Source organism: Plantactinospora sp. WMMC1484 (assembly GCF_049315195.1).
Lineage (GTDB): Bacteria > Actinomycetota > Actinomycetes > Mycobacteriales > Micromonosporaceae > Plantactinospora.
On the sequence record NZ_CP186055.1, the window covers coordinates 1,537,686 to 1,560,622 of the forward strand.

The 22,937-nt window shown below is 72.1% G+C and carries 21 protein-coding genes; 10 read left to right on the forward strand and 11 right to left on the reverse strand.

Annotated elements, in window-relative coordinates; all coding sequences use genetic code 11:
- Nucleotides 1–199 precede the first annotated feature (199 nt).
- Genes ACN28C_RS06785 through ACN28C_RS06800 form a run of 4 tightly spaced genes read right to left on the reverse strand, consistent with a single transcriptional unit; the run spans nt 200 to nt 3,187 of the window.
- The gene (locus tag ACN28C_RS06785; RefSeq protein ID WP_422772697.1) at nt 200–1,003 is read right to left on the reverse strand and encodes a ParA family protein; all 804 of its coding nucleotides are present in this window, start codon (nt 1,001–1,003) and stop codon (nt 200–202) included.
- A gap of 2 nt (nt 1,004–1,005) precedes the next feature.
- On the reverse strand, nt 1,006–1,665 hold the full coding sequence (locus ACN28C_RS06790) for an SAF domain-containing protein (RefSeq protein ID WP_422772698.1): 660 nt from the start codon (nt 1,663–1,665) through the stop codon (nt 1,006–1,008).
- Entirely contained in the window at nt 1,662–2,636 is a 975-nt protein-coding gene (locus ACN28C_RS06795; RefSeq protein ID WP_422772699.1) for a hypothetical protein, read from the reverse strand. Before ACN28C_RS06795 ends, ACN28C_RS06790 begins: the two co-directional genes overlap by 4 nt.
- Nucleotides 2,630–3,187, reverse strand: coding sequence for a hypothetical protein (locus tag ACN28C_RS06800; protein ID WP_422774559.1), 558 nt, complete (start codon nt 3,185–3,187; stop codon nt 2,630–2,632). The genes ACN28C_RS06795 and ACN28C_RS06800 overlap by 7 nt, the downstream gene beginning before the upstream one ends.
- A gap of 687 nt (nt 3,188–3,874) precedes the next feature.
- Between ACN28C_RS06800 and ACN28C_RS06805 the strand changes: the two genes are divergently transcribed.
- The gene (locus ACN28C_RS06805; protein WP_422774560.1) at nt 3,875–4,570 is read left to right on the forward strand and encodes a prepilin peptidase; all 696 of its coding nucleotides are present in this window, start codon (nt 3,875–3,877) and stop codon (nt 4,568–4,570) included.
- A 120-nt stretch (nt 4,571–4,690) separates the two neighbouring features.
- Here ACN28C_RS06805 and ACN28C_RS06810 read toward each other — a convergent pair whose 3' ends face one another.
- On the reverse strand, nt 4,691–5,278 hold the full coding sequence (locus ACN28C_RS06810) for a helix-turn-helix domain-containing protein (protein ID WP_422772700.1): 588 nt from the start codon (nt 5,276–5,278) through the stop codon (nt 4,691–4,693).
- A gap of 108 nt (nt 5,279–5,386) precedes the next feature.
- Between ACN28C_RS06810 and ACN28C_RS06815 the strand changes: the two genes are divergently transcribed.
- Nucleotides 5,387–5,989, forward strand: coding sequence for a class I SAM-dependent methyltransferase (locus tag ACN28C_RS06815; protein ID WP_422772701.1), 603 nt, complete (start codon nt 5,387–5,389; stop codon nt 5,987–5,989).
- 24 nt (nt 5,990–6,013) lie between these two features.
- Here ACN28C_RS06815 and ACN28C_RS06820 read toward each other — a convergent pair whose 3' ends face one another.
- From ACN28C_RS06820 to ACN28C_RS06835, 4 genes are all read right to left on the reverse strand, one after another.
- Nucleotides 6,014–6,580, reverse strand: coding sequence for a CGNR zinc finger domain-containing protein (locus ACN28C_RS06820; protein WP_422772702.1), 567 nt, complete (start codon nt 6,578–6,580; stop codon nt 6,014–6,016).
- Nucleotides 6,581–6,622: 42 nt separating this feature from the next.
- Nucleotides 6,623–8,557, reverse strand: coding sequence for a sigma factor-like helix-turn-helix DNA-binding protein (locus ACN28C_RS06825; RefSeq protein WP_422772703.1), 1,935 nt, complete (start codon nt 8,555–8,557; stop codon nt 6,623–6,625).
- Nucleotides 8,554–9,492 carry a trypsin-like serine protease gene (locus ACN28C_RS06830; RefSeq protein ID WP_422772704.1) on the reverse strand — a complete coding sequence of 313 codons (939 nt, stop codon included), beginning with the start codon at nt 9,490–9,492 and terminating at the stop codon, nt 8,554–8,556. The genes ACN28C_RS06825 and ACN28C_RS06830 overlap by 4 nt, the downstream gene beginning before the upstream one ends.
- Nucleotides 9,493–9,792: 300 nt before the next feature.
- Nucleotides 9,793–12,039, reverse strand: a complete 2,247-nt coding sequence (locus ACN28C_RS06835) for an ATP-dependent RecD-like DNA helicase (RefSeq protein WP_422772705.1) — start codon at nt 12,037–12,039, stop codon at nt 9,793–9,795.
- A gap of 127 nt (nt 12,040–12,166) precedes the next feature.
- Here ACN28C_RS06835 and ACN28C_RS06840 point away from each other — a divergent pair, with 127 nt between their 5' ends.
- A complete protein-coding gene (locus tag ACN28C_RS06840) occupies nt 12,167–12,466 on the forward strand; it encodes a hypothetical protein (RefSeq protein ID WP_422772706.1) in 300 nt (99 codons plus the stop codon).
- Between the two features lie 268 nt (nt 12,467–12,734).
- Here ACN28C_RS06840 and ACN28C_RS06845 read toward each other — a convergent pair whose 3' ends face one another.
- On the reverse strand, nt 12,735–13,046 hold the full coding sequence (locus tag ACN28C_RS06845; protein WP_422772707.1) for a hypothetical protein: 312 nt from the start codon (nt 13,044–13,046) through the stop codon (nt 12,735–12,737).
- Nucleotides 13,043–13,348, reverse strand: coding sequence for a hypothetical protein (locus ACN28C_RS06850; RefSeq protein WP_422772708.1), 306 nt, complete (start codon nt 13,346–13,348; stop codon nt 13,043–13,045). Before ACN28C_RS06850 ends, ACN28C_RS06845 begins: the two co-directional genes overlap by 4 nt.
- Nucleotides 13,349–13,573: 225 nt before the next feature.
- On the opposite strand from ACN28C_RS06850, the gene ACN28C_RS06855 reads away from it, so the two are divergent.
- From ACN28C_RS06855 to ACN28C_RS06885, 7 genes are all read left to right on the forward strand, one after another.
- Nucleotides 13,574–14,455, forward strand: a complete 882-nt coding sequence (locus ACN28C_RS06855; RefSeq protein ID WP_422772709.1) for a helix-turn-helix domain-containing protein — start codon at nt 13,574–13,576, stop codon at nt 14,453–14,455.
- Nucleotides 14,456–14,460: 5 nt separating this feature from the next.
- The gene (locus tag ACN28C_RS06860) at nt 14,461–14,700 is read left to right on the forward strand and encodes a DUF397 domain-containing protein (protein WP_422772710.1); all 240 of its coding nucleotides are present in this window, start codon (nt 14,461–14,463) and stop codon (nt 14,698–14,700) included.
- A 167-nt stretch (nt 14,701–14,867) separates the two neighbouring features.
- The gene (locus ACN28C_RS06865) at nt 14,868–15,872 is read left to right on the forward strand and encodes a fibronectin type III domain-containing protein (protein WP_422772711.1); all 1,005 of its coding nucleotides are present in this window, start codon (nt 14,868–14,870) and stop codon (nt 15,870–15,872) included.
- Nucleotides 15,873–16,211: 339 nt separating this feature from the next.
- On the forward strand, nt 16,212–17,243 hold the full coding sequence (locus tag ACN28C_RS06870) for a LuxR C-terminal-related transcriptional regulator (RefSeq protein ID WP_422772712.1): 1,032 nt from the start codon (nt 16,212–16,214) through the stop codon (nt 17,241–17,243).
- Nucleotides 17,240–18,334: a hypothetical protein gene (locus ACN28C_RS06875; RefSeq protein WP_422772713.1), complete on the forward strand. Its 1,095-nt coding sequence runs from the start codon at nt 17,240–17,242 to the stop codon at nt 18,332–18,334. Before ACN28C_RS06870 ends, ACN28C_RS06875 begins: the two co-directional genes overlap by 4 nt.
- A gap of 99 nt (nt 18,335–18,433) precedes the next feature.
- Entirely contained in the window at nt 18,434–20,776 is a 2,343-nt protein-coding gene (gene lon, locus ACN28C_RS06880; protein ID WP_422772714.1) for an endopeptidase La, read from the forward strand.
- A 222-nt stretch (nt 20,777–20,998) separates the two neighbouring features.
- The gene (locus tag ACN28C_RS06885; protein WP_422774561.1) at nt 20,999–22,876 is read left to right on the forward strand and encodes an ABC transporter ATP-binding protein; all 1,878 of its coding nucleotides are present in this window, start codon (nt 20,999–21,001) and stop codon (nt 22,874–22,876) included.
- The last annotated feature ends 61 nt before the right edge of the window (nt 22,877–22,937 follow it).

The following is a 22,937-nucleotide window of genomic DNA, read 5'->3' on the forward strand; positions in this document are numbered from 1 at the left end:
CGGAACGATCTGCCAGACCGGCGTGTTGGCGCTGCCACCGCCCGGACCGGCACCACCCGGAACGGCACTGTTCGGACCGGCACCACCCGGAACGGCACTGTTCGGACCGGCACGACCCGGGCCGGTGCCGTTCGGGCCGGTGCCGTTCGGGTCATCTGCGGCGGGCGGATCGTGCGGGCGTGGGTCGAAGTAGACGGGCTCAAACCGCACCGGGCACCCCCTCGATCGCTGCTGGCCAGCCGAGCCGGGCACGGCGCCGGTCGAGGACCGCCCGGACCGGCACCTCCAGGGCGCTCGCCGCCCGCATCAGCGGCCGGTTGGCGCGTACCGTCCCGCCGTGGCTGAGCACGTCGGCGGTGCGCTGGTCGTCCGGCAGGTGCCCGACGACCGGCAGCCGGAGTGCCCTGCCCACCTCGCTGCGGCCGTGCTCCCCGCCGACGAGCAGCAGCCGCAGCGTGTCGCTGGGGACCCGGTGCTCGGCGAAGTCACGCTCGATCGCCCGGATCGTGGCCTGGGCGCTGGCGAGGTACGGCAGCCGGGCCCGGGCGACGATCAGCACCAGGTCGGCGGCACGGAGCAGCGGCCACGGCGGCCCGACCACCTGGAGCCGGCCGCAGTCGACGAGGACGTCGTACGCCGGGCGGCCGGCCGCCAGCCCGGTGAAGAAGTCGGCGAACCGCTGCCACAGCGGCGCCACGCTGCCGGCCTGCACCGGGTCGACGACGCCGGGCAGCAGCAGCCGTTCCCGCCGGGGTGCGTCGAGATCGACGAGCTGCGACCAGAACGCCTCCTCCAGGTTGCCGTCCCGCAGCTCGCCGACTGCCAGCTCACCGATCCCCCGGGGGCCGGGCAGCGCCCCGGCGAGGTAGCCGGCCAGCACCGACCCCCCGGACGGGTCGCATTCGGCGAGGATCACCCGGTGGTGCCAGGAGAGGGTGCAGGCCAGCGCGGTCGTGGTGACCCCCGGTGATCCCTTGGCCGAGACGAGCGCGACGATGGCCACGATCAGGCTGCCGCGCTCAGCACGACCGCGATCCGGTCGGCGGTGGCCAGCGCCACCACCGCTGGTACGTCCCTGGCCGCGAGCGCGAGGTAGAGGACGACGGTGTTGCTGGCCGGGGTCGCCATGTCGATGACCGTGGCCTGGAACCGGGTGGCGGGTGCGTTTCCGGCCCGCTCGTCGTCGCCTGCGGTGCTGAACAGCAGCACCTTGTCGCCGGGGCGGAGTCGCTTCGCCGGCACCTCGCTGGGGCGCAGCCCCACCGAGACCTGCTGCTGCCCCGGCCCGAGCAGCGGCTTGTCGGTCAGCTGTGCCATGGTCAGCAGGGTGCCCGGGGTCAGCGCCACGGTGGCCCGCTTGCCGACCACCTCGGCGAGCCGGTCGGCAGCCACCGGTTCGAGGCCCTGCCCGCCGGCCACCTGCACCGCCACCAGGTCGTCGGCGGTGAGTGCGGTGCCGACCGGTACGGCCCGGGCGACCGCGAGATAGCTGCCGGTGGCGCGTACCGACGTGATCGCGAAGGCCGCGCCGAGCCCGCCGAGCGCGATCAGCAGCGCGGCGAGGCCGAGCAGGCCGGGACGCATCCGGCGCTGCCGGACGATCCGGGGCGGTGTGATCGGCGCGTCGATCGGCGCGCCTGTGGACGGACTGGTCGCCACGGTCACCTGGTCACCACCTGGAGTTCGTCGATCTGGATCGAGGACGAGGCCTCGCGGCTGGTGGTGAGTTCGGTCTCGTCACCGTCGCTGGTACTGCTGCCCCACGGCACCCGCCAGTGCTTGACCGCGGTGATCTCGTAGCGGCCGCCGGGGCTGCCGCTGCTCGAGCGGGGATAGCCGGCGTAGACGCACGCGCCGGGGGGAGGCCGGCGCGGGTCGTGGGTGCCGGTCCGGAACGGGATGCCGGCCGAGTCGCACTCCAGCGTCTCGCCGTTGCCCATCTGCCAGACGATCTTCGTCGGGATGGCCTCGATCCAGACCGTCACGGGGCCCTGCCGGTCCGTCCTCCGCTCCTCGTCCCAACTTGACGCGTCGTGCAGCCAGACTGGTACCCCGACCAGCCCGGGCGCGCCGCTCGGCGCGGTCCGGATCCGTGGCGCCTCCAGCGTCAGGCTGGCGAAGAGGTCCAGCGCCATCTGCCGGGGATCGGGCGGGTCGAACCCGGCCGGCGGGGTGGCCAGATAGACGAGATCGGAGCTGCCCGCGTCGCTACAGGTCCGTAGATATGCGCTGGTCCCCGGCTCGACGTCCGGCGGCTGCGGCTCGGCCAGCTTGTAGTGGCAGTCGTCGGCGGCGTTGAACCAGCCGAGCACGTCGTCGTAGCAGGGGACGCGCGTGCCGTCGTCCTTCTCACAGACCCGGTTGCCGCCGCCGGAGCCGCCGCCGTCGCCCGAACCGGTCCCACCGTCGCCGTCGCCCGGATCGCCGGGCACGTTTTCCCAGACGTCGCAGTTGGCCTGCGTGGGCGGGCACTCCGCACCGGGGTCGGCCGCGGCCGGCCCGCCGCTGACCGCCAGCGCGGCGGTCAGCGTCAGCACGGCCCCGGCGCCGCCGGCCAGCAGCCGCCGGGTGAGCGGCTGCCGGGTGAGCGGCTGCCGGGTGAGCGGCTGCCGGGTGAGCGGCTGCCGGGTCAGCATGGCTGGTCCTGGTGGCTGGCGCCGGCGTTGATCAGCCAGCGGCCGTCGGGATAGCGGGTGGCGGTCGCGGTGGCGAGATGCCGGCCGCTGGAGGAACCCGGCACGACCTTGCGGTCCTTCCGGTAGACCAACCGGTAGCCGGTGGCGTCGATGCAGTCCTGGATCGAGACGGTGGCCGGATCGGAGCTCAGGTCCACCGCGGTGACCGTCGGACTGGAGACCAGCTTTCCGGTACGCATCGCGCCCCGCTCCTTCGCGTCGCGAATGGTGATCCTGACCCGGGTCAGTAGTGGATCGGCGAGATATTTCCGCAGTTGTGGATCGAGCGGGTCGCCGGCCTGCTCCGCTTTTCGGACGGCGGCGAGATAACCGGCGTAGGCGGCCAGCGCGGCTTCCTCCGCCTCGGCGGCCTCGGCGTCGGCGCTGGCGGCCGGCGCGGCGTCGACGGGCCGCGGCGCAGCGCTTCCCGGCCGGTTGCCGCAGGCGGTGCCGCCGAGCAGAAGCGTTCCCGCGAGCAGAGCGATCCAGAGGTACGCGGGCCGCGCCCGCAGTCGCTGCGCCGACAGTCGCTGCGTTCGGAGTCGCCGCGTCCGCAACGGTGCCTCCTCCTGCTCCGCCGCTGACCGCCCACCGCAGCAGAGCTGACCTGGTTGCTCCGGCCGATCCGATCCGCCGGCCGCGACGTGGGCACGGCCGCCCCGCCCCGGAGGCCCTCGGCCGGGCCCGGCGCCGCTGCATCCACATTCGGGTGAGTCGATCTAGATTCTGGGTGTCGGTATTGCTGGTAGATCTATTTGTTTCCTGATCGCCGACGGTTGCGCGTCGTCCAGATGGCGAGCATAGGCTGACCGTCGACGATACAACAGGGGCTATTTACGAGAATACGTACCGTTACGATCTTCGTTGTCGGTCGGCCTCGCCATCCGATGACGTCGACCGATGAATGTCATGTGATCAATAGGCGGTGGGTGGGGATCGTCCGCCACCCTTCCGGTCCCGATTGTGCCGGCTCGACGGAGTAAAATGCCATGGATGACGATGATCTGACAGCTTCTGTGCCGAGGGCTCCGGTGGGCGTGGTCGGCCCGGGCGACCCTTCCCGGCGGCCCGGTCCGGCGGCGGCTCGGCCTGTCGCGGCGGCGCTCGCCGAGCAGCGAAGATCAACAAGAAGCGATCATGAAGTTACCCAACGTGTCTGGACGCGTCACCGGCTCCGACGATGGCCGGCGCTTCTCGCCATCACCCCGGCCCTGCGCTGGATCATCGCTGCCGACTCGGTCCCGTACGGGCAGCCGCGCCGGACCGGCTGCGACCGCTGCACCACCCCGATCGGTCCATCCGGCCCACTGCGCGCCCTCTCGCCGGCGGCCCGCTGCGCCGGCTGCGGCAGCAGGGTCGGCGCACCGCCGTTGACCGTCGAGTTCGCCCTGATCCTCGCGGTGGCGGCGGTGGCCGTGGCAGCCCGGCCGCCGATCGAGTCGATCGCGTTCGCCTGGTGGGCGGCGTGCGCGTTGCCACTGCTCTTCGTGGACGTGGCCGTACACCGGCTGCCGGACCGGCTCAGCTACGCCAGCGCGGCCGGCACCCTGACCCTGCTCGGCGTGCAGGCGCTGGTTGCCGGCGACGCGGCGCCGTGGTGGCGGGCCCTGCTGGCCGGCCTCGGCGCGGCGCTGTTCCTTGCCACCACCACCCTCGTGCTGGGCCGCCGTGGCTTCGGGCTGGGCGACGCCAAACTGGCGCTGAGTGCGGTCGCGCTGCTCGGCTGGCTCGGCTGGCCGGCGGTGGTGGCCGGCGGGCTGCTCACCTTCGGCGCCTCGGCGCTCTGCGGCCTGGCTCTGCTGGTCACCCGCCGGATCGGCTGGGGCGGCCACCTGCCGTTCGGCCCCTTCCTCGTCCTGGGCACCCTCGGCACCCTGGCGCTGACCCGGCTGTGAGACGCGCGGCCGGGATCGTCCGCCCGGCTGGCTGAGCCCGCAACCAGGTCGGTAGCGGGCTCAGCCAGCCGGTAGCGGGCTCAGCCAGCCGGTAGCGGCCCGGCCGGCCCGGTAGCGGGCTCAGTCGGGTCGGTAGCTGGCCCTGATGTGGAAGCGTTCGCCCTGCGGACCGAGGATGCTCAGAAACTCCACCGCCGCCGCGTCGGCGTTGCCGAACCAGTGCGGGAGGTGGGTGTCGAACTCGGCGACCTCGCCGGCCCCGAGGACGAAGTCCTGGTCACCGAGGATCATCCGCAGCCGCCCGTTGAGGACGTACAGCCAGTGGTATCCCTCGTGCGTACGGGGGTCCGGTTCGAGACCGTCGGTCAGGCCCGCCGGCAGGATCTGCTTGAACACCTGCAGCCCGCCGGACCTGCGGGTCAGCGGAAACACGATCATGCCGTTGTGGCGCGACGGGCGTGGATACACCCGGGGATCGCCGGTCGGCGGCGCGCCGACGAGTTCGTCGAGTGGCACCTGGTAGACCCTGGCCAGGGGGAGCAGCAGTTCCAGGCCCGGCCTGCGCTGCCCGGACTCCAGCCGGGACAGGGTGCTGATTGGGATGCCGGTGGTCTCCGACAGCGCGGTGAGGGTGGCTCCGCTGCGGTGGCGCAACGCGCGTAGTCGTGGCCCGACCGCGGTCAGCACGCTCTCGAACTCCTCGTTCATGCTCCCATCGTGAACCCGAATTTTGCGGTTTTCCCAAAAACGTTTGTCGACTGGCGGCGGCCGGGCCAGGGTGGTCGTCGAGGTCAGGGGGTCACCGGAGGAGGGACGATGCACGCACGTTTCTGGGAGGAGACGTACCGCGCCCGCGACCAGCTCTTCAGCGGCAACCCCAACGGCGTGCTGGTCGCCGAGGTCTCCGGACTGCCGCCGGGGCGGGCGCTCGACGTCGGATGCGGCGAAGGCGCCGACGCGCTCTGGCTGGCCCGGAACGGCTGGCAGGTCACCGCGGTCGACATCTCCCGGACCGCACTCGACCGCGCTGCCGCAGCAGGCGCGGACGTCGCAGGGAGCGTGACGTGGACCTGTGCCGATCTGACCGCCACGCGCCCCCCGGCCGGCATGTTCGACCTGGTCTCCATCCACTACTTCCCGCTACCACGCCAGCCGGACCACGCCGCGCTGCGTAATCTACTGGCCGCCCTCGCGCCCGGCGGCACACTGCTCTTCGCCACCCACGAACTCGCGGACCTGCTTCCTCGTCCCGGTTTCGACCCGGACGACTACTACCAGCCGGAGGACATCGCCCGGCTCCTCGACGACAGCTGGGCCGTCGAGTTCGAGGAAACCCGTCCCCGAACGGGCCCCACCCCGGCAGGCACGCACCACACCCGCGACGCCGTCCTGCGAGCCCGACGTCTTGGGAATCCGTAACCGGAGCGGTGGGCGCGGGCCGCCCTACACCGATCGGGTTGCCCGGCCGGCGCGGTAGGCGCGCATCTTGGCCCGGCTGCCGCAGATGCTCATCGTGCACCAGCGGCTGCGCCCGCCCGGGCTGTGGTCGTAGTACACCCATTGGCAGCGATGCGCCGCGCAGGCCTTGAGCCGCGGCCACGTGCCGGTGGTCGCGGCGTCGACGATCGCGGCGGCCACCGTCGCGATGAGCGCCGCCGAGCCGCCGAGTCCGGCGGCCGGCACCGCCCGGGCCGATCCGGAATCGTCGATGGTGAGCAGGAGCGGAGAGGTGGCGAGCGTGTAGCGCAGGGCGGCGGCGGACGCGGCCGGCAGTGGGCTGCCGGCGTGTCCCCGGCAGGCGTCCCGTAGGGCCTCCCGGAATCGCCGGGTTTCGGTCACGTCGGAGTCGGTGAAGGTGAGTCCGGGCGAGCCGTGCGCGCCGGCGAACGCGGTGAGTTCGGCGATCGTACGCAGCCGGTCCCGGCCCGCCGCGATCTCGACCGTATTCAGCAGGTTCTGTACCAGCGCCAGCGATCCGGGTGCGGGGGCGCGGTCACCGGGCTGCCTCATGGCGCCACGGTACGCACCCGGCGCCAGATACGGAAACGTTCGTCAATATATTGCTGTCCACCGGGGGGCCGCTGCCGTGTCCCGGTTCCTGGTGCGGCGTCGTCGCCACCGCCTCCGGCCGCCGACATCGGCGAGCCGGTCGGTCACGGGGCGCACCGGTACGGCGATCCGGAGCCCGGGCTGACCGCCCCCGCTGGGCGTACCCGGCGCGGTGCCGGTGCCGGCAGCTCCGGGTCTGGGCATCGCCGCTACCGCGCCTCCCGCGATCGCCAGCAGCATGCTCCGCAGCCGGGCGTCGGAGTCCGGCCCGAGAAGCGCTTGGCTCGGAACCGCCCGGAGGCTGAGGCCGAGCACCATGAGTTGGCCGGTCGCGTCCAGGCACTCCGGACGTTCGACAGAGCGGGGGTTCTCGTCCTCGTCCCCCCGCAGGCGCGACGGACCGGGGCGGAACGCCTCGTGCAGCAGCTGCCTGAGCAGGTTCAGGTGCCGCCGTAACCTGGTCCGCAAGGGTGCCCGGGGCAGCAGCCGGGTAAGTGCCCGGAGGGCCCGGCGCCGCGCGGCCCGGACCCGGCCCTCGGTCCGCCCCATCACCTGCGCGATCTCCGCCACGGAGAGGCACAGGAGCGAGCTGAGGACGAGATGGTCCTGCTGCACGGGATCGAGCCGGCGGAGCGCGACCAGTACGGGATCGTGTACCAACTCCGTTCCCGTGTCCTGGCTCGAACGGTCCGGCGGTCGTGCCGATGCCATGGGGCGGTGACCGGTTGCCTGGTCCGCCAGCACGCCCCGAGCCGCATTGATCAGCCAGAGACCCAGGTCGCGGTCGGGGGACGGCCGGCGGCGTCCTAGCCGCCCGTCCGCTCTGCCGGCCGTTCGTCCGGCCGCTCCGCGGGCAGGGGTGTCGAGCCCGTGTAGCACGTCTCGAACGGCGGCCGAGGTCAGCTTCTCGGCGAGCCGCCGGTCACCGACGCGGTAGTAGACGAACCGGAAGACGGTGTCCAGGTACCGGTCGACGACCAGGTGGTACGCCGCCGGTAGCGCCACCCGCACCGGTGGGATGGCCGGGTGACCGGCGACGGTGGTGGTGGAGTTGGCGGTGGTGGTGGAGTCGGCGGCGGTGGTGGAGTTGGCGGCGGTGGTGGTGGTAGGGGTGGCGTTCGTCGCGCGCATTCCGGCGTACCGTTCCTCGGCGGTGGCCAGGCCCTCGCGCAGGCGTACGGCCTCCGGATGCCCGGCCGGCAACCTGGCGGTCAGGTGCTGGCTGGCCAGTTCCATCACCTCGATCGCCGACTCGACGAGGTCCAGGCGCCCGCGCCGCATCGCCAGCGCGAACTGTGTCTCGGCAAGGTCCCGCAACTCCTCGGCGGTCCGGGGCGGGTCGGTGGCCGATCGTTCGATCGCCAGCATGGCGCTGGACTCGGCACTCGCCAGCAGGTCCGGCGGCCACTCCGCAGGGCGGCCCGCGGTGACGCCGGCGGTCAGCGCGACGGTCGCGTGCCGGGCGGCCCGATCGGACTCGCCGGCCTCCAGGCAGAGGACGGCCAGGTTCGCGTGGAGCTTCGCGCTGGTGACCGAGAGCCGGTCGGTGGTACGCAGGGCCAGGTCGAGGAGGAGGGCCGCCCGGTCCCGGTCGCCCCGGGCCGCCGCGAGGATCGCCCGGACGTTCTCGCCGGCCAGCCAGGTGTCGCTGCCCCGGGTGGTGCGCCAGGCCGTCCAGTCGAGCAGCCGCTCGGCCTCGGTGTGCAGGTCGAGCCGGGTGAGCAGCATCGCGAGCCGGTGGACCCCGTCCGGGTTCCGCTTGCCGTCCAGAGTGGTCAGCGCGATCATCGCGCTCTGGAGAAGCCCGAGTTCGGCCGCGCCGCGGTGTGGCTTCCGCAGCGCCGCCTCAGCTCGGACGAGAGCCCAGGGCAGCAGTCCGTCGAGGACGAATTCCTCCGGTAGGGCGTCCGTCACGCCCTCGGGTACGGGTTCGGTCACGCGTTGCTCCTGGCCATCCAGTGCCGGAGGGTCCGGTCGAGGACCCGGTGCAGGAACCGCCGGGCCTTGCGCCGCCGCAGCAACCCCCGGCTGACCATCACGTCGAGTTCGTCGCCGATGACGCCGAGTTCCCGGATCTCGTGCGTCAGGCCGGTCGGGTCCGCGTCGAAGCCGCGTTGCAGTTCCCGGGTGTTCTCCTGGGCCAGCCGCTGGGCCTCCGCCAGGACGTCCAGTCTCTTCAGGGCGTCCTCGGCCTGCGCCGCGATCAGCACGTTCGCGGCCTCGCGGGAGCGGGTCCGCTTCATCGCCTGCGCGAGGAGTATGCCGACGACGGTCGGTGCGGCGTACCGGTCCTGCGAGGGCGGCACGCGCTCGATCGGGCCGCCGCTGTAGCCGCGGTAGTCGCCGAGAAGCTGGTCGACCCGGAGTTCGAGGGCCTGGATCTCGCCCCCGCCGGAGCAGCGGTGTCGCAGGTCGGCGTTGAGTACCGTGCCGCGCAACCGGTGGGCGCTGGTGGCCGGCCGGGCCGGTGCCAGCCACTCGTCGTCGTCCGCCGCCCTGGCCAGGACGGGCCGGACGACCGAGCGGGGCAGCGGGCCGGTGATGCAGACCAGGCCCAGGTCGTCCCGGTCGGCGATCCGGACCACCCGCCCGTCGACCGTCCGCCCGTCGACCGGCTGTCCGTCGACCGTCCGCCCGTCGACCGGCCCCCCGCCGGCGGTGTCGCCACCGACCGTGTCCGTGCGGGCCGTGTCCGTGCGGGCCGTCTCGCCGTCGACGAGGGCCACCGTCACCCGGTCGTCCACCCTGAGGTCGGCGAGGCAGTGTCCCGCGGTGACCAGCCAATGGCTGCTGATCAGGAACCCGGTGCTGTGGAGCACCTCGCGCTCGTCGCCGCGACGGATCCGGGCCAGGTAGGAGGTGCGCGAATTCACGACGACGACTCAGGCACGTTCGGTGGTCGGGGCGACCCCGCGGAGCCCCGCCGGCCAGATCTGGCGGAGATCGTTGCCGTCCGTCGCGGAGACCTCGACTCCGACCGGTGTATTGGGCATGTCTTCCATCCGTCGTCAGGGGGCATCGGGACCGTGCCCGACGGCGGATCGGACTCGGCATGAGTCCAAACGAGTCAGTTATCAGCCGGAGACGCCGGCTATTAAGGTATCCGCAGTTCTTATCGCCATTTTTAAGGCTCTATCGCTCATAGTCGGACTGGTGATCTCGGTCACAGGAGATCAGGGCAGGTCGAGCCGGTGGGTCAGTGCGGTGTGCCGGCGCCCGGTCCCGGCGGTGCGGACCGCGATGGCCAGCGCCTTGCGCGACCCGGCCAGCACCACCAGTTTCCGCGCCCGGGTCACCGCCGTATAGAGCAGGTTCCGCTGCAACATCGTGTAGGAACTCATCGTCACCGGCACCACCACCGCCGGATACTCGCTCCCCTGTGACCGGTGCACCGTGATGGCGTACGCGTGTTGCAGCTCGTCGAGCTCGTCGAAGTCGTACCCGATCTCCTCGGCCTCGTCGGTGCGGACGGTGAGTTTCCGGTCCTCCACCGAGAGGGCGGTGACCACCCCGACGGTGCCGTTGAAGACCCCGGCGGCGCCCTTGTCGTAGTTGTTCCTGATCTGGATGACCTTGTCACCGACCCGGAAGACCCGGGCACCGTGCCGGCGTTCCGGCCGGCCCTCCCGGTACGGCGATATCGCCTGTTGCAGCGCCACGTTCAGGTTGCCGGCACCGGCCGGCCCCCGGTGCATCGGGGTGAGCACCTGGATGTCCCGGGGATGCAGGCCGAACTTCCGGGGCACCCGGCGGGCCACGATCTCCACCACCAGCTCGGCGGTGGCCTCCGGCTCGTCGACGGGGAAGAGGAAGAAGTCGGGGTACTCGCCGAGTAGCGGCGCCTGCCCGGCGTTGATCCGGTGGGCGTTCACCACCACTCCGGACCTCTGCGCCTGCCGGAAGATCTTCGTCAGCCGGACCCGGGGGATGGACTCGGCACCGAGGATGTCCCGGAGCACCTCGCCGGCACCGACCGACGGCAACTGGTCGACGTCGCCGACCAGCAGCAGGTGCGCGCCGGGCGCGACCGCCCTGACCAGCTTGTTCGCCAGGATCAGGTCCAGCATGGACGCCTCGTCGACCACGATCAGGTCGGCGTCGATCGGGTTGTCCCGGTCGTGCGTCGGGTCGCCGCCGGGGCGCAGTTGCAGCAGCCGGTGCACTGTCGCGGCCGGATGCCCGGTCAGCTCGGTCATCCGCTTCGCGGCCCGCCCGGTCGGCGCGGCCAGCACGATCTTCGCGCCCTTGGCGGCGGCGAGCGTGATCACCGAGGAGACGGTGAATGACTTGCCGCAGCCGGGCCCGCCGGTCAGGACCGCGACCTTCGAGGTCAGCGCCAGCCTGACCGCGGCCTCCTGCTCGGGCGCCAGGTCGGCGCCGGTCCGGGTACGCAGCCAGGCCAGCGCCTTCGCCCAGTCCACCTCGGCGAAGGCGGCCATCCGGTCGGTCCGGTGCCGCAGCAGCCGGAGCAGGCTGGCCGCGAGCGCCGACTCGGCCCGGTGGAACGGCACCAGGTAGACGGCGGGGATCGTGCCGCCCTCGCTGCTCGGGTTCGGCACCGCCTCCCGGATCACGCCCTCGTCGGCGGCGAGCCCGGCCAGGCACTCCCGGACGAGTTCCGCCGGCACGCCCAGGATCTCGGCGGCGTCCGCGACCAGGTTCGGTTCGGGCAGATAGCAGTGCCCGGCGTCGGCGGCCTCGGAGAGGGTGTACTGGATGCCGGCCCGGACCCGCTGTGGGCTGTCGTGCGGGATGCCGACCCCCTTGGCGATGGTGTCGGCGGTCCTGAACCCGATCCCCCAGACGTCGGAGGCCAGCCGGTACGGCTCGTTGCGGACGATCGAGATCGAGCCGTCGCCGTACTTCTTGTAGATGCGCACCGCCAGCGAGGTGGAGACGCCGACGCCCTGGAGGAAGACCATCACCTCCTTGATGGACTGCTGCTCGGCCCAGGCCGTGGCGATCAGTTTCGTCCGCTTCGGGCCGAGCCCCGGCACCTCGACCAGCCGACCGGGCTCCTCCTCGATGACCCGCAGCGTGTCCACGCCGAAGTGCCCGACGATCCGCTCGGCCATCCTCGGCCCGATTCCCTTGATCAGCCCGGAGCCGAGATAGCGCTCGATCCCCTGGATCGTCGCCGGCAACACCGTCGTGTACGACCGCACCTCGAACTGCCGCCCGTACTTCGGGTGGGTGCCCCAGTGCCCGACCAGCCGTACGCTCTCGCCCGGTTGCACCCCGAGCAGCGAGCCGACCACGGTGAGCAGGTCGGGGCCGCTCCGCTCGGTGGCGAACCGGGCGATGGTGTAGCCGGTCTCCTCGTTGGCGTAGGTGATCCGCTCCAGCACCGCCTCCAGGACCACCCCGTCCGGCCGGCCCTCCGGGCGGCGCCCACCCGCGGGCGCCTCCTGTACGGTCATCCGAGCATCATGCAGCACCCCTGCGTCAGCCCTCGGCACACCGGCCACTTCTGCCCCGCCGGCCCCGCCCGTCGCCACCTCCGAGGATCCGCGCCCGGGACGGCGTGCTCCGGCCTAGCGTGAGGCCATGGACGAGGGGGAGCGGGCCCTGGTGATCGACGGCGAGCTGCACGACCTGCTGGTCATGCTCGCCACGAGCCGGAACGAGACGGTCGGGGAGACGGCGACCCGCCTGATCGAGGCGGAGTTCGACCGGATCAACCCGGGCATGCTCGACGACATCCGGCGCCCCGGCGCGGCGATCAAACGCCTCTACGCGGCCACCGGCCGACCGGTCCCGCCGGTCTTCGCCGAGATGGTCGAGCCGGAGTTCGGCGCCGCCGGTGTGCACGACTTCGACGAGACCGGGGAACTCCGGCGGGTGTGACCCGACTTGGGCCACGGTTGGCTGATTCTCCGGGCTGGTAGGACTGTGACCTGGGGTGTTGGGTCAGATGGCACGCACTGACGGGCGGTTCTGTCGGCGTAGGCGCGGGGGATGAAGATTTTCATAATCTTGGGAACCTGCGGTTCGCGGCGAACCACAAGTTACCGAGAATCTTGAGGGCTGTTCCAGATTGTGGGCGCTGCGAGGTGGTCAGGGGACAGTCAGGGATTCGTCACTTCAAGAAGTTGCGCCGCTACTGGTGTTGTTCTCATGGCTGAATCGTCGATCGCCTGGTGTCCGATCGGCGGCTCGCACCGTCTGGGGTGACGAGCAGGATGCCGTGCCAGAGGTCGAAGATGTCGGCGCGCGGCACCGGCAGGCGTACGCCGCAGGCTTCGAGCAGGGCGCGCAGGGCGGCCCGCCGGTGGGCGCAGGGATGCCGCGCACCGCAGGCGCAGCGGTCGCCGCCGGGGCGGTGGAGCCGGTGCAGGGCGTGGGCGATCCGCCACAGCGTGGGCATCGGGCAGCCCGGAGGCGGCTCGGCGGGCGGGTCCAGTGGATCGAAGGGCAGCGTCGTCATCGGCCACCGTCGCCGAGCACGAGCCGGAGGCGTCGGCGCCAGCCGACGGCGGGCACCGGCGCCGCCCGGAGCGGCGAAGCGGCGTACCCGAGCAACCGGCCGCGTCGCGCGCCTGGGGTGACCGGCGGCAGTACCGGCAGGTCCAGCTCGACCAGGCGGTTCGCCGCCGCGTTCGCCGGCTGGCACGGGGCGGCGACCAGGCAGATCGGACAGATTCCGGTCTCCCGATCGGGTACGTGCGCGGCGAGCACCTGATGCGCCACGCCCGCTTCGCGGCTCGTTCCGGAGTGGTACGTCGTCATCGGCTGCCCCTCAGTCCCGAGGGTCGGTGTGATCCGGGTAGGTGGGTGGGTGCCCGGCCGCCCGGCCCGCCGCCATCCGGGGGAGAGGCGGTCAGCCGAGCCGTGCCGTCGGCGTCCGAGCACCCACCCGGCATTCAGTGATCACCTGGTGTCACTGTTGCTGTACGTTGAGCATGCCCGAAGGAATCTCTCTACGCAATATTGCCAAGTGGGATTTCTTCTTGGATGCTGAAGTCGCTGAAGGGAGCGCCGATGGCCGACCATCGTGGACCGACGCTGCGCGCGCAGTGGTTGGGCAACGAGTTGCGAGAAATGCGTGAGCACGCGGGGCTCACGCTCAAGGAGGTGGCCGAGTACATCCGGCGCAACTCGTCCACGGTCAGTCGCTTCGAGTCCGGGACCCTGCCTGTCCGGGTTCCAGAGGTCCTCGCCTACCTCGACATCTGCGGAGTGGACGACCCGGATCGACGGGCCAAGCTCAAGACGATGAGCCAGGAGTTGTTCCGCAAGGGCTGGTGGGACGGCTATGCCGCCGATGTGGCTGGCTCCCTCATCGACCGGATCTGGTTGGAGAGCCGCGCTACCGAGATCCACTACTTCCAACCCGTGGCGGTGCCGGGACTGCTTCAGACCCGCGAGTACGCCGCTGCCATCATCCGATGTGCCAACTCGGCGGCTTCGTCGCAGCAGATAGACCGCTGGATCGAACTTCGGATGACCCGACAGCAACTCCTTGATCGCGAGGCACGGTTGCGGCTCACCGCAGTCATCGACGAGGGTGTCATCCGCCGCCTGGTCGGTGGTCCGGCGGTGATGCGGGCGCAACTCACACATCTGATCGCGCTCTCGGAGCGCCCTGACATCGAGATCCGGATCCTTCCGTTCGAGGCCGGCGCTCACGCCAGCCCCGATGGTCAGTTCGATCTCTTCCGAATGGCCGAGCCCTATCCGGACGTCGCCTGCATGCAAACGCCATCGGGTGCTGTCTACGTCGAAGCGACCGCCGCCGTCCCACTGGTCGCCGCGTACGATCGGCTTCGCGATGCGGCCTTGTCGACCAGCGACAGCATCGCGCACCTCGCTGATCTGGTGACGCGTATGGAGTGAGTGACATGACGGCACACGAGGGCGCGGCGGCCGTCGCGCTGCCCGAAGTGGCCTGGCATATCAGCAGCAGGAGCGATGCCGGCAGCGGCAACTGTGTGGAGGCCGGGCCGGTGTTGGACGGGAGTGGCCGGGTGGCGGTCCGGGACAGCAGGGACCGGGGCGGGCCGATGCTCGTCTACCGGGACGCCCGCTGGCTCGACTTCCTCGGTGCGATCCGGGCGGGTTCCTTCGACCCCGGCGTCTGACCGGCGCGCCAACGGGCCCACGCGCCCCGGCGTGCACGCGCGCTCGCACCGCTCGCTCGGCCAAGGACTGCCCGCGCGGTGGATCCGGGACGGCGGTACATCGCTCACGATGAATGTCTCGGTGTCGGTGCGCCCCGGCGCCGGCCGTCGAGAGCGAGGGGTTCGTCGTGCGCAGTCGTCCGTCCCGACCGGCCCGATGGTGGGCCCGTCCCCTGATTCTGCCCGTCCTCGTCGCCGCCCTCGGGGCCGGCGGCACCGCCGCGCACGCGTCGGTCGAGGACACCGAGCCGCCGAGTGCGCCCGGCCCGATCACCGTCGTCGGCACCACGGCCAACTCGGTGGAACTCACCTGGGCGGCCTCCACCGACAACGTGGGAGTGGCGGAGTACCACGTCACGCAGATCTTCACCGACGTCGCGATGCTGCACCGCACGCCGACCAACAGCATCGTGATCACCGGGATGTCGCCGTCCCGGACGTACACCTTCGGGGTCTCCGCGGTGGACGCGGCGGGCAACCGGTCGGCGGGGCCGCCGTCGCTGCGCTTCACCATGCCGCCAGGTGACGACCAGCCGCCGAGCACGCCGGCCGGGCTGACCGTGGACGCGGTCGGGGAGACCACAGTCGACCTGCGCTGGGGCGCGTCCCGCGACAACGTGCAGCTCTCCCGGTACGAGGTGCTGTCGCTCACCCCGACCGGCAGCACCGTGGTGGGATGGGTCTACCTGATGCCACCCGCCTATCCCCGTACCGCCACGACGGTCTCCGGGCTGGCGCCGCGCACGACCTACCGGTTGGCGGTGCGGGCGCTGGACGAGGCGGGAAACGCCTCGGCACTCTCCAACGTGGTCACGGTGACCACCGGGCCGGCGCCGGGCTGCGCCGCCCGGGTCCAGCGCCGGGGCGCGGAGGTCTGGATCACGGTGCGCAACCTCGCTTCCACCCCGGTCGAGGGATGGACGCTGAGCTGGGCGCTGCCGGACTCGCCTCGGATCGTCGCGATCTGGAACGCGGCACTGGTCAGCCACTCCGGCGGTACGGTCACGGCCCGGAACCTCGGCTGGAACGCGACGATCGCGCCGGGTGCGACGCTGGTCGTCGGGTATCTCGTCACCGGAACCCACCTGCCGACCGCCGTCGCGCTGAACGGTTGGACCTGCCAGCCCGAGTAGCCGAAGCCGACGACTCGCCCGGCGACGGCACAGCCGGGGAACGGATCGGCCGGGGAACGGATCGGCCGGGGTCGGGGCGGTATTCGGGTGGAGGGCGCGCCGGAGCGTGCGCGCCCTCCACGATCAGTGCGCCCGCAGGTTGCCTGTCCCGGCGCTCCCGTGAGGTTGCCTGCTCTGTCGCCCGGTGCCGCTTCCGGGCCCCGGGTTCGTCGCGTGTCCTGCGGTGCCGACCCGCGTTTACCTAGGTAATCGCACCTGTGCCGGTGCTGTCGATTGACAGGATTGCCGATATCCGAAGGAGCCGTCGACCGCATGCGCCGAGGGTCGGGATGCTGACAGGTGGGCGAGCTGCCACCGTACGCTGCGGAGATCGCCGCCCAGGTCGAGCGGCTGGCCTCGGCGCCGGCCGGCGTCGAGGAACGGGTGGCGGAGATTTTCGCGGTACTGCGTCGGCTGGTCCCGTACGAGGCGGGTGTGCTCCAGGTGCTGAACCCGGAGCGGCTCAGGTTCGAGACCCTCGGCGCCGTCGGCTACGGCGAGGCCACCATGGCGCACCTGCTCGGCCCCCGGCACTACGAGGAGGTGGAGTTGCTCGGACTCGACCGGGACGGTGAGCCGATCCGGGGCCGGGACGCCCCGATACCACCCTCGGAGATGTACTCCTGGACCGAGCATTTCGCGCCGGCCGGTTTCCGGGAGGGGATCGGTGTCGCGCTCTTCAACCCGGACGGCCGCCAGGTCGGGATCATGGCCCTGCACACCGGGTCGCCCGAGCACCCGACCGACGCGGCCCGCGACTTCCTCGGCCTGCTGGCGCCGGTGATCGCCGAGGCGGTCGACCCGCTGCGCTCCGTCGCCACCCTCTCGACCGTCGTCAGTGATGCGGTGGCGGGAGTGGTGCTGACCCGGTCCGGTGGGGTGCTCCCGCTCCCCGGGTTGCCGGAGCACCCGATACTCCGGTCCGGGGCGCCGGTGCTCGGCGCGGCGGCGGAGCGCCTGGTCGACGGTGAGCCGTACGGCGCGTTCCTCTGCCGCGACGACTCACACACACCGGACGGCAGGTACGTCCGGATCAGCGTGCTCACCTGCCCGGTGCAGAGCCCGGCCCACCTGCGCGCCGTGGTGCTGGTCTCACCCCCCGGCGACCTGCACGGACTGACCCGGCGAGAGCTGGAGATCCTCGGCCTGCTCATCGACGGCTGGTCCAACCAGCGGATAGCCAACCTACTAGTGATCGCCCCGCGCACGGTGGCGGCGCACGTGGAGCACATCCTGGCCAAGCTGGCCGCCCCGTCCCGCACCCTCGCCGCCGTACGGGCGCTCCGGCTGGGCCTGTACGTGCCGCGATCGCTGATCCGGAGCCGGCGATGACCCGTACCCCCTCGCTCTCCGACATCTTCCGGGAGGCGCGGGGAATCGGCGCGAGCCGGGTCGGCGCAGACCGCCCGGCGCAGTGGCTCGCCCTGCTGCACCGGGTCGTCCCGTTCGATGCGGCCTGGCTCTCCCTCTTCGACGACCGGCGCCATCGTTTCGCCGAGATGGTCAGCACCGGTTACGACGAGCGGATCCGGAACTACTTCGGCACCCGGGACGTGACGGAGCAGGCCGAAAAGGCAGGGCTGACCGAGTCGGCCGTGCCGCTGCGCGGCCGCGACCTGCCGATCCCCGCCGTCGAGTTCCCGATCTGGAGCGACTACTACTATCCGGCAGGCTTCCGGGAGGGGCTGGCGGTCGGACTCTTCGCACCGGACCGCAGGCACGTGGGCATGCTCGTGCTCAGCACCGAGGACCCGGAGCATCCCACCGACGCCCAGCGGGAGCTGATCGGCGTGCTGACCTCCCGGATCGCCGCCACCGTCGATCCGCTGCGCTCCCTGGGCGCGTTGGCGGGAATGGTCCACGACGCGGTCGCGGGGGCGGTACTGGTCCCCGGAGGCGGCCGTCCGCTGCCGTTGAGCGGGCTACCCGGGCATCCGTTGCTGGCAGAGGACTCGCCGCTGCTCGCCGTGATCGACCAGCAGGCGCCCCGGCGCGGGAGCGCCGGCTCGGTCTCGTTCCTCTGGCCCGTCCGACCGCTTCGGCCCTGCCGCCCCCGGCGGCCCACCGGCGATGCGGCGTACCGGCCCGTCGGCGGGTGGGGCGCCCGGGACGGACTGCTCCGGGTCGTGGTGCTTCGCTGTGTCGCCGGGGCCGTACCGCTGGTCGTTACGATGCTCGCCCCGCTGCCGCAGGGCCGGTGCGTCCTCAATCGGCGGGAACTGGTGGTGCTCGGGCTGCTTCTCGCGGGCTGGAGCGAGCAGCGGATCGCGGTCGGGCTCGACCTGCCGGTGCTGGCGGTCGCCGAGACCGTGGCGCGGGTCGTCGCCGTGCTGGCGGCCCCGGACCGGCACGTCGCACTGCTCCGGGCCGCCCGAAGGGGCTGGTTCATCCCGCACCGCGTCGGAACAGCCCCCCTGGGCTGATGAGCGGGGCCGGTCCCGTGTCGTGGGTCACATGCCGGAACATGGGGCACCGTTTGTTACTTGAGTCGTACAAGCTCAACTAACGATGGCAGGTGTGTGATGGCAACTCTTCCGGTTCTTCCCCTGACCGACGCTGTCCTGCTGCCCGGCATGGTCATCCCGGTGACCCTGGACGCGACCACCCAGGCAGCGGTGGACGCGGCCCGGGCCACGGGTGACAAGAAGCTTCTGGCCGTGCCCCGGGTGGACGGCGAGTACGGCTCCATCGGCGTCATCGCCACGATCGAGAAGGTCGGCCGGCTCCCCAGCGGCGAACCCGCCGCCGTGGTGCGCGGGCTGGCCCGGGCGCGGATCGGCTCCGGCGTGCCCGGACCCGGCGCAGCCCTCTGGGTCGAGACGATGGAGATCACCGAGCCGGCACCGGCCGGCCGGGCCAAGGAACTCGCCCGGGAGTACCGGGCACTTGTGACGTCGCTGCTGCAACAGCGCGGCGCCTGGCAGGTCGTCGACGCGGTCGAGCGGATGACCGACCTCGCCGAGCTGGCCGACTCGGCCGGCTACGCGCCGTGGCTCACCCTGGAACAGAAGATCGAACTGCTCGCCGCGCCGGATGTCACCGCCCGGCTCGACCTGCTGGTCGGCTGGGTCAAGGCGTACCTGGCCGAGCAGGAGGTCACCGAGCGGATCAACACCGACGTGCGGGAGGGGCTGGAGAAGTCCCAGCGTGAGTTCCTGCTCCGCCAGCAGCTCGCCGCGATCCGCAAGGAGCTGGGCGAGGACGAGCCGGACGGCTCGGCCGACTACCGCTCCCGGGTCGAGGCCGCCGAGCTGCCCGAGAAGGTACGCGAGGCGGCCCTGCGCGAGGTCGGCAAGCTGGAGCGGGCCAGCGACGCCTCTCCGGAGGCGGGCTGGATCCGTACCTGGCTGGACACGGTGCTGGAGATGCCGTGGAGCACGCGTACCGAGGACAACACCGACCTGGCGCAGGCCCGGGAGGTGCTCGACGCCGACCACGCCGGCCTGGCCGACGTGAAGGACCGGATCCTGGAGTACCTGGCGGTGCGCAACCGGCGCGCGGCCCGCAACCTGCAGGTCGTCGGCGGCCGCGGCTCGGGCGCGGTGCTGGCCCTGGGCGGCCCGCCCGGAGTCGGCAAGACCAGCCTCGGCGAGTCGGTCGCCCGTGCGCTCGGCCGGAAGTTCGTCCGGGTCTCCCTCGGCGGCATCCGGGACGAGGCCGAGGTCCGCGGCCACCGCCGGACGTACGTCGGCGCGCTGCCCGGCCGGATCGTCCGGGCACTGCGCGAGGCGGGCTCGATGAACCCGGTCGTGCTGCTCGACGAGGTCGACAAGATCTCGGCCGGGTACGCCGGTGACCCGGCCGCCGCCCTGCTGGAGGTGCTGGACCCGGCGCAGAACCACACCTTCCGGGACCATTACCTGGAGGTCGACCTCGACCTTTCCGACGTGCTCTTCCTGGCCACCGCCAACGTGGTGGAGGCGATCCCCGGGCCGCTGCTGGACAGGATGGAGCTGGTGACCCTGGACGGCTACACCGAGGAGGAGAAGGTCGCGATCGCCCGGGACCACCTGCTGCCCCGGCAGATCGAACGGGCCGGACTCACCGCCGAGGAGGTGAGCGTCTCGGACGAGGCGCTGGGCCGGATCGCGGCCGAGCACACCCGGGAGGCGGGCGTACGCCAGCTCGAACGGGCACTGGCGAAGATTCTCCGCAAGGTCGCGGTCGCCCTCGCCACGAGCGACGAACCGGTACGCGTCGACACCGACAACCTGACCAGCTACCTGGGCCGGCCGAAGTTCACGCCGGAGTCGGCGGAGCGGACGGCGGTGCCCGGGGTGGCGACCGGGCTGGCGGTGACCGGTGCCGGCGGTGACGTGCTCTTCATCGAGGCGACCAGCATGGAGGGGGAGCCGGGGCTGACCCTGACCGGGCAGCTCGGCGACGTGATGAAGGAGTCGGCGCACATCGCGCTCTCCTACCTCCGGTCGAACGGCCGGGCGCTGGGGCTGGACCCGAACGCGCTGGCCGGGCGGCGGATCCACCTGCACGTGCCGGCGGGTGCGGTGCCAAAGGACGGCCCGAGCGCCGGCATCACCATGGTCACCGCGCTGGCCTCGCTCGCCAGCGGCCGCCCGGTACGCCCCGAGTTCGGCATGACCGGCGAGGTGACCCTCTCCGGCCGGGTACTCCCGATCGGCGGGGTGAAGCAGAAGCTGCTCGCCGCGCACCGGGCGGGGCTGACCGAGGTGATCGTCCCGGCCCGGAACGAACCGGACCTGGACGACCTGCCGGCGGAGGTACGGGAGGCACTGACCGTGCACACCCTGGCCGACGTGGCGGACGTCCTGGCCCTGGCCCTGCGGCCGGCGGACGACCCGGCGGTGCCCGACACCGCCGACGGCCGGGCCCTGGCCGCCGCCTAGCCCGACACCGCCGTGCTACCGAATATCAGGGAGCGTCCGGCCCTGACGAGCCGGACGCTCCCTGATCAAGGGGCCTGTCCCGCCGGGGTTGCCGGATATTGACCTCGATGATGGTTGAGGTCCTACTGTCGGTGGGCCCCGGTATGGTCCCGGGGAGTCGACGGACAGGGGGGCCGGGCGATGGACATGGAAGTGACGGCGTGGAACTCGCTGTACCACGCGATGCACGCCCAGCAGGACAGGCGCCCGTTCTCGATGGCCACGCTCCGCCGCATCGCCGGCTTCGCCCGGCCGCATCGCCGGCGGCTGAGTTACTACCTGCTGCTCAGCGTGGTGATGGCGGTGCTCGCGGTGGCCACGCCGGTGCTGGCCGGCCGGGTGGTCGACGTGATCGTCGGTGGTGGTGACACCGACCTGGTGGTCGGGCTCGCCGTCCTGATCGGAGTCGTCGCGCTGGCCGAGGCCGGGTTGGCCCTGCTGAACCGCTATCTCTCGGCGAACATCGGCGAAGGGCTGATCCTCGACCTGCGTACCGCCGTCTTCGACCACGTGCAGCGGATGCCTGTCGCGTTCTTCACCCGGACCCGCACCGGCGCGCTGGTGAGCCGGCTCAACAACGACGTCATCGGCGCGCAGCGGGCATTCTCCGACACCCTCTCCGGGGTGGTCGGCAACCTGGTCACGCTGCTGCTGACCCTGGTCGTGATGGTCGGGATCTCCTGGCGGATCACGCTGCTCGCGCTCGTGCTGCTGCCGGTCTTCGTGCTGCCGGCCCGCCGGATGGGCACCCGGCTGGCCCGGCTGGAGCGCGAGGCGGCGGCGCACAACGCCACGATGGGCACCCAGATGACCGAGCGCTTCTCCGCGCCGGGCGCGACGCTGGTCAAGCTCTTCGGCCGCCCGGCCGAGGAGTCGGCCGAGTTCGCGTCGCGGGCCCGCCGGGTCCGGGACATCGGGGTACGCACCGCGATGGTCCAGTCGGTCTTCGTCACCGCGCTCACCCTGGTCTCGGCGTTGGCTCTCGCCCTGGTCTACGGCCTCGGCGGCTTCTACGCGCTTCGTGGCCAACTGGAGCCGGGTGCGGTGGTCGCGCTCGCTCTCCTGCTCACCCGCCTCTACGCCCCGCTGACCGCGCTGGCCAGCGCCCGGGTCGAGGTGATGAGCGCGCTGGTCAGCTTCGAGCGGGTCTTCGAGATCCTCGACCTGAAGCCGCTCATCACGGAGAAGCCGGAGGCGGAGCGGGTGCCGGGCGGTCCGGTCTCGGTCGAGCTGGCCGGGGTGACCTTCGGCTACCCGTCGGCGGAGAAGGTCTCGCTGGCGTCGCTCGAGGAGGTGGCGACCCTGGACACCCGGGGCGGCGTCGACGTGCTGCACGACGTCTCGTTCCGGGTCGAGCCGGGCCAACTGGTGGCCCTGGTCGGCTCCTCGGGCGCGGGAAAGTCCACCATCGCCCAGCTCGTGCCCCGGCTCTACGACACCGACTCGGGCGCCGTACGCCTCGCCGGGCGGGACGTGCGGGACCTCACCGCCGACTCGATCCGGGAAACGCTCGGCCTGGTCACCCAGGACGGGCACCTGTTCCACGACACCATCCGGGCGAACCTGCTGCTGGCCCGGCCCGAGGCGACCGAGGCGGAGCTGTGGGACTCGCTGTGCCGGGCTCGGCTCGCCGAGTTGGTGCAGAGCCTGCCCGACGGGCTCGACACGGTGGTCGGCGAGCGCGGCTACCGGCTATCCGGCGGCGAGCGGCAGCGGCTGACCATCGCCCGGCTGCTGCTGGCCCGCCCCCGGGTGGTGATCCTGGACGAGGCGACCGCACACCTGGACTCCACCTCGGAGGCGGCGGTGCAGGCGGCGCTCGGCGAGGCGCTGGCCGACCGTACGGCGCTGGTGATCGCGCACCGGCTCTCCACCGTACGGGCCGCCGACCAGATCCTGGTGGTCGAGGCGGGTCGGATCGTCGAGCGCGGCACCCACGAGGAACTGCTCGCCGCCGGTGGCCGCTACCAGGAGCTGTACCGCACGCAGTTCGAGCAGCAGGGGGAGCGACCGGGAGAGCAGCACAGGGCGGAGGAGGAGCCGGCGCTGGTCACCGGCTGATCCCCGGCTCGGTCGTCGGCCCGGATCACGGACTCGTCGCCGGGGCGGCGGATGGTGGCTG